This window comes from Arthrobacter sp. H14, from assembly GCF_000520495.1.
Lineage (GTDB): Bacteria > Actinomycetota > Actinomycetes > Actinomycetales > Micrococcaceae > Arthrobacter_C.
In genome coordinates this window covers 1-2,118 of record NZ_KI914634.1, presented here as the reverse complement: position 1 = coordinate 2,118, position 2,118 = coordinate 1, and the positions used below count along the sequence as shown (strand labels likewise).

The following is a 2,118-nucleotide window of genomic DNA, read 5'->3' as shown; positions in this document are numbered from 1 at the left end:
CCGGCCGGTGCCGCCGGATCGGGTGCCGCTGCGCCTTCCGCTTCGGGGGCCGGGGCCTCTGCCGGTGCTGCCTCGGTGGCTGGCGGCGCCGCGGCGGTGGGCGTGATGGCGTTGAAGAAGGGGGCCGATGCGGCGGAGTCCGGCGCGCATATGTCGGCGGATGCGATGGACGCCAATGCCTCCGATATGCCCGATGCCCGACCCGGCGATGATGATTAGGAGGCTCAAGTGATGGGTCGCTTTATTGGTGGTGAGGCCGGGCACCGGAGCTTCTTCGGCGGAAACCGTGGCGGTCCCCGCACGGTGGGTTTACTGGTGATGGCCGGTATCGGTGTGTTCGTCATGATGTTCAACGGCGTGCCCGGTCTGATCACCGGTGTCGCCGGTTGCCTGCTGGTGTATCTGGTGACGATGGGCACGCACCGGGGCTCGGTGCTGCAGAGGTGGGTCAAGCGCCGCCGGTGGAACCACCGCAAAAGTTCCGGCACGGACGTGTTCGTGCCCTATACCGGCCTGGCGATGGATGAGGCGAAGAACCGGGCCGGGGCCGCAGGTACGAAGAACGCGCGGAACCGGATCCTCAATGCGGTCCGTTCCCGCCCGGACGGCGCCGACGGCATGGGTTGGCTGCGCTCAACCCGCCGCACCGCCGGCATTGGCTGGCACCTGCCGGTGGGGGAAGACCCTTACCTGTCGGTGGCGTTCTCCGTCGATGGACAGTTACGGGGTTTGGCCTCGGCCAGAGAGCAGGACGAAGCCCTGACGGGTTTTGACCGGCTGCTGGCCGGATTCGCCCCGGACTCGATGCTGGTCTCGGGTATCGAGACCATGACACGGATCCTGCCACCGGATCTGGCCCTGAATGAATGGTGGGCGCAGCAACACATGGACCCCGCTGCCCCGGCAGCTGCGGTCGCCTCCTATGAGCAGGTGCTGGCCCGCACCGGTGAGGGCGCGTTCGTTCAGCGCCATTATGTAGTGGTCCGGTGGAATCTCGCTGCCGCGTTTAAGGCCGAAGCCGCCCGGTACGGGCACGGCAGGTCCGGGTGGCGTGCGCTGATGGATCAAGAGATCGCCACGGTCACCCGGGAACTGTCCCGGGCACATTACCGGCACCCGGCGGCGTTGACGGCCCGGCAAACGGTGGCAGTGATCCTGCACCAGCAGAATCCATCCCGGCCTATCCAGTCTGTCCGCGATGTCGATGTCACCGGTTTCGGCATCGCCTCCAGGGACGAGTGGGCCGCACACGTGGTCGAGTCGGTCGACCCGGCCACGGGCGAGGCGGTGGCGTGGTGGCACCGCACGGCGGCGATCACCGCCGAGCAGATGCAGACCGGTGAACGCTCCCAATTCTGGCTGTTGTCGCTGCTCATCGGCGCCGGTGCCGGGATCCGCACGGTCTCGTTCAAGAACGAGCTGATCCCGGCCGCCGAAGCGGCCGTGCAGGCGGGACGTGACCTGGTCAAAGACATCTCCGATCAGGAGGCTAAAGCAGACGAAGGCAAGCTGGCCGATCAACACACCACGGCCGGCCGGCGGGCGGCTCAGATCCGCCGTGCCGATCTGGCGCCCGGTACGGGCATCCATGGTGCGAACTGGGTTGGTTACGTCACCGTGACCGCCAGGAGCAGAGAAGAGCTGCACCGCGCCAGCCGGCGGTTGGCCGAGACGTGCGCGAATCAGGCCGGTATCGGCCGGCTCGAGTGGATGGACACGTTCCAGGCGGCCGCCTCGGGTACGACGTGGCCGATCTTCCGCGGGTTGGCCCCGGCGAAGAAATCCATCGGGTCCAAGGCCATGGACCGCCTGGCCGGCCGTGCCGGAAACGAAGAGAAAGTGAGCGCCTCACGATGACCACGATTGACGACGCAACACAGCAGAGCAGCCGCCACCGTCGGCGGTCTAAAACCAGCATCACCAAACCGGCCACGCAACCGGCCGGGCAGCCTGATACCGGGTCCGGTAGTGCTGGTGATGAGGCGGGGGAGTGGGCGCCCTTTGAGGATGCCGGAGCGAACCTGCGGGGCAATGATTGGGCCGCCAAACGCGGATTTTATGCGCCGTTGCTACCGGGCGGACCGTCGACGACCCGGCAGGCAGGGATCCTGAACACTG

At 67.2% G+C, this 2,118-nt stretch carries 1 protein-coding gene and 2 pseudogenes; all 3 read left to right on the top strand.

From position 1 onward, the window contains the following. Positions 1 to 219: pseudogene (locus Y707_RS31265) on the top strand (hypothetical protein); the annotation flags it as partial. Between the two features lie 9 nt (positions 220 to 228). Then, positions 229 to 1,857: a hypothetical protein gene (locus Y707_RS0104880; RefSeq protein WP_026534243.1), complete on the top strand. Its 1,629-nt coding sequence runs from the start codon at positions 229 to 231 to the stop codon at positions 1,855 to 1,857. Continuing rightward, a pseudogene (locus Y707_RS32085) lies at positions 1,854 to 2,118 on the top strand (hypothetical protein); the annotation flags it as partial. The gene Y707_RS0104880 and the pseudogene Y707_RS32085, both read left to right, overlap by 4 nt.